Source organism: Pseudomonas sp. HMWF021, assembly GCF_003061005.1.
Taxonomy (GTDB): Bacteria; Pseudomonadota; Gammaproteobacteria; order Pseudomonadales; family Pseudomonadaceae; genus Aquipseudomonas.
The window spans coordinates 60,983-64,792 of sequence record NZ_QAIK01000151.1 but is presented as its reverse complement, the minus strand read 5'-3'; the positions used below and the strand labels follow the sequence as shown (position 1 = coordinate 64,792).

Genomic DNA, 3,810 nt, shown 5'->3' with positions numbered 1-3,810 from the left:
CTGATGGCGTCGATCAATGCCTGACGTTCATCGCTCAACAACTCGGCCAATGCCTTGAGCCACTGCTGGCGCTGGGCGGCGGGTGGCATCGGGTTGGCGGCGTAGGCGGCCCGCTGCGCGTCGAACAGTCGATTGAGTTCATCCAGCGGCTGTTGCAGCGTTTGCAGATAGGCAATGTCGGCAGTCATCGTGGGCTCCGGATTTACTGTTGTGAGGAACTTTCTAGAGTCTATGCTCTAGAAAGTCAAATGACTTCCTGACTCGGCAGTGTTTTATCCCATTCACGTTAAGCCGTAAGATGGCCCGCCAACGCACTCTGAATTAAAGCTCAAGCCATGGCCCCACGAATAAAAACCAGCGAGCGCATCGTTCAGAACAGTCTCGAGCTGTTCAATCAGCAGGGCGAGCGCAGCATCAGCACCAACCACATTGCTGCCCACATGGAGATTTCTCCGGGCAACCTGTATTACCACTTCCCCAACAAGCAGGCGATCATCGCTGTGCTGTTCAGCGAATACGAAAACCTGGTGGACAGCTTCCTGAAGCCGCCGCAGGGGCGTGCCGCGACGGTCGAGGACAAGCGTTTCTATCTCAAGGAACTGCTTTCGGCGATGTGGCGTTACCGGTTTCTGCATCGCGACCTCGAGCACCTGCTCGACAGCGATCAGGATCTGGCCGAGCGCTACCGACGTTTCTCCCAGCGCTGTGTGATCCAGGGGGCTGCGATCTACGAGGGATTCGTCGCTGCCGGTATCCTGAAAATGGATCGGGTGCAGATTGAATCGCTGACACTCAACGCGTGGATCATCCTCACGTCCTGGGTGCGCTTCTTGTGCACGACCCGTGAAAACTCCAACTACCTGAGCGAACAAGCCATCAAGCGTGGTGTATATCAGGTGTTGGTGCTTGAGGCGGGGTTCGTCACCGATGAGGCACGCGATGAGGTCAATTCACTCTTTGAAGAGTTTTACGTGCCGTTGGCCCAGGCGCTGGAAGAAGGCCGCTAGTCCATCCATTGATCGCCGCAGGAGCCCGTTATGCCGATTGCCCAGTTGATCAGCCCGCAGCAACTCGATGCCCGCAAAGAGCAGCCGGGGCTGGTGATTCTCGATTGTCGTTTTGCCCTCGAAGACCCGGATTACGGACAGCGCAGCTATGCCGAAGGGCACATTGCCGGCGCCCGTTTTGCCGACCTTGAGCGTGACCTCAGCGGCAAAGTGATCAAAGGTGTGACCGGGCGCCACCCGCTGCCCGAGCCGACAGCGTTGATCGAACGCCTGCAGGCGTGGGGCATCAATGCCGACAGCGACGTGGTTTTGTATGACGACGGCCCCGGTGCCTATGCCGCCCGCGCCTGGTGGCTGCTGGCGTGGCTGGGCAAGCGCGACGGCGTGTTCATTCTGGACGGCGGGCTCAAGGCCTGGCACGCGGCGGGTTTGCCGCTGAGTCTGGATGCGCCATCGGTCAGCCGCGGCAATTTCAGCGGTCAGCCGGACATGAAACTGCTGCTGAGCGCCGAACAATTGCAGAAGCGCCTTGCTCAGCCGTCGCTGACATTGCTCGACGCCCGGGCCTTGCCGCGCTTCAAGGGCGAAGTGGAGCCGATCGACCCGATTGCCGGGCACATTCCCGGTGCGCAATGCGCAGCGTTTACCGAGAACCTCGGCAGCGACGGTTGCTTTCTGCCGGCAGAGCAGCTCAAGCAGCGCTTTGCCGCGAAACTTGGTGATCGTTCGCCAACGGAGCTGGTGGCTTATTGCGGTTCCGGGGTGACGGCGTGTCACAACCTGTTTGCGTTGTGCCTGGCGGGTTATCCGTTGGGTTCGCTGTATGCCGGGTCGTGGAGTGAGTGGATCAACGAGCCTGCTCGGGGCATCGCCACCGGCGAATAAAGTCAAAAGATCGCAGCCTTCGGCAGCTCCTACATTGGAATGCATTTCCCTGTAGGAGCTGCCGAAGGCTGCGATCTTTTATCGTTCCACGCGGGCACTGCGATACGCCGCCGGCCCAACCCCGTAAACCTGCTTGAACTGCCGGCTCAGATGACTCTGGTCGGCAAAGCCCAACTGCATGGCGACTTCCACCGGCAGACAACCACTCTGCAATAAACCCCGTGCGGTGGCGATGCGCTGCTGCATCAGCCAGGTGTGCGGCGGCATGCCGGTGGCGCGGCGGAATACCCGGGCAAAATGGAAAGGCGACAGGTTGACCGCAGCCGCCAGTTCTTCCAGCGATGGCGGCGCCGCGAGTTGCGCGTGCAGCAGCTCCTTGGCCATCACCACCGCGCGGTGTTCCTTGCCCGGTTTGCCGTTGATCTGCACCGCCGCATGGCGCTGCAACAGCAGCATCATCATTTCGCGCCACATCGTCTGCTGCTGCAGGGCGGTGGCCGGGCTTTCCAGCAAACGATGCAGCTGACAGAAACCGTTGACCAGATCCGGGTCGCGGTACAGGGTCGCGCCAAACGCCGGCATCGGTGCGGTGGGCAGTTCCAGTTCTTCGAGCAGGGACACGATCTGTCCGGTATCGGGATAAAACGCCCGGTACAGCCAACCGTCCTCGGTGCCCTTGTGGCCGGTGTGCAGTTCATCGGGATTGATCAGCACCAGCGTGCCGCTGCCGGCCAGGTGTTCGGCGCCGCGATAGCGATAACGCTGGGCGCCGGCCATGATCATGCCGATCACATAACCGTCGTGGACGTGCGGGGCGAAGCGATGCTCGATGTAGCGCGCCGACAATAACTCGACTCCGGCCAGCGGCGCGGTTTGCCAGAAGCGGATCGACTCGCCCTGATCGCTCATGACGTCACACGGGCCAGCCATTGCGGGATGCGCCGCTCCAGGTAGTAACCGGGCTGGCGGAATGTGCCATCGACAAACCCGACATGCCCACCCTTGGCCTGTAACTCGAACTGGGTGCTGGCGGACAGTTCCTCGGCGGTCGGCAGACTGTGGGGAAACACGAACGGATCGTCCGCTGCCTGAATGATCAGGGTCGGGGTACGAATCTCGCCGAGAAAATAGCGACTCGACGCCCGCCGATAGTAATCCTCGGCATCGGTAAAACCGTGCAGCGGCGCGGTGATCCGGCCATCGAAGTCCCAGAAGGTGCGCATGTTCTCCAGTGAGCCGAGCGCTGCCAGGGCCGCTAGGCCATCCTCGCGCCCGTCATGCTGAAACTGCCGTTGCTTGTTCTTGATGTAGGCGACCATCTCGCGCATGAAATGCGCCTGATAGACCTTGGAGAAACCCTGGCCGATCCGATCGGCACACTGATCAAGGCGAAACGGCACCGACACCGCTACGGCCCCGAGCACGCCGCTGTCGCTGCCGGTCTCGCCCAGATGCTTGAGCAACACATTGCCGCCCAGGGAATAGCCCACCGCATACAGCGGCGCCAGCGGGCGCTTGGCACGCAGGTGTCTGATGGCTTCGGCGAGGTCTTCGCTGGCGCCGGAGTGGTAACTGCGCGGCAGCAGGTTGGGTTCGCCGGAGCAGCCGCGCCAGTTCAGCGCGACACTGGCCCAGCCTTGGGCGGCGAGGGCGGCCTGGATCCCGGCGACGTAAGGCGAATTGGAGGAGCCGGTCAGCCCGTGCAGCACCAGTACCAGCGGCGCCTCGGCGCTGTGCGGGCCGTGCCAGTCGAGATCGAGGAAATCGCCGTCATCCAGCCACAGGCGTTCGCGTTCGCGATCAAGGTGCACGGTTTTGCGCCACAGCGGCCCCCACAAGGTCTGTAGGTGCGGATTGCCGAGGCCGAAGGCGGGGGTGAAGCGTTCTGATGAAGCAGGCACGATGGTTCTCGATGCAG

Annotated in this window: 4 protein-coding genes and 1 pseudogene; 2 read left to right on the top strand and 3 right to left on the bottom strand. The window is 61.8% G+C overall.

What is annotated here, in order from left to right:
* Nucleotides 1-188 (bottom strand): annotated as a pseudogene (locus DBR18_RS21885) (coniferyl-aldehyde dehydrogenase); the annotation flags it as partial.
* A gap of 147 nt (nucleotides 189-335) precedes the next feature.
* Between DBR18_RS21885 and DBR18_RS21880 the strand changes: the two are divergent.
* Together DBR18_RS21880 and DBR18_RS21875 are read left to right on the top strand one after the other, a co-directional pair.
* Nucleotides 336-1,007 carry a TetR/AcrR family transcriptional regulator gene (locus tag DBR18_RS21880; protein WP_108591876.1) on the top strand — a complete coding sequence of 224 codons (672 nt, stop codon included), beginning with the start codon at nucleotides 336-338 and terminating at the stop codon, nucleotides 1,005-1,007.
* Between the two features lie 30 nt (nucleotides 1,008-1,037).
* Nucleotides 1,038-1,892: a sulfurtransferase gene (locus DBR18_RS21875; protein WP_108591875.1), complete on the top strand. Its 855-nt coding sequence runs from the start codon at nucleotides 1,038-1,040 to the stop codon at nucleotides 1,890-1,892.
* 78 nt (nucleotides 1,893-1,970) lie between these two features.
* On the opposite strand, the gene DBR18_RS21870 is transcribed toward DBR18_RS21875, so the two are convergent.
* Together DBR18_RS21870 and DBR18_RS21865 are read right to left on the bottom strand one after the other, a co-directional pair.
* The gene (locus DBR18_RS21870) at nucleotides 1,971-2,801 is read right to left on the bottom strand and encodes an AraC family transcriptional regulator (protein WP_108591874.1); all 831 of its coding nucleotides are present in this window, start codon (nucleotides 2,799-2,801) and stop codon (nucleotides 1,971-1,973) included.
* A complete protein-coding gene (locus DBR18_RS21865; protein WP_108591873.1) occupies nucleotides 2,798-3,793 on the bottom strand; it encodes a hydrolase in 996 nt (331 codons plus the stop codon). The genes DBR18_RS21870 and DBR18_RS21865 overlap by 4 nt, the downstream gene beginning before the upstream one ends.
* Nucleotides 3,794-3,810: the final 17 nt, after the last annotated feature.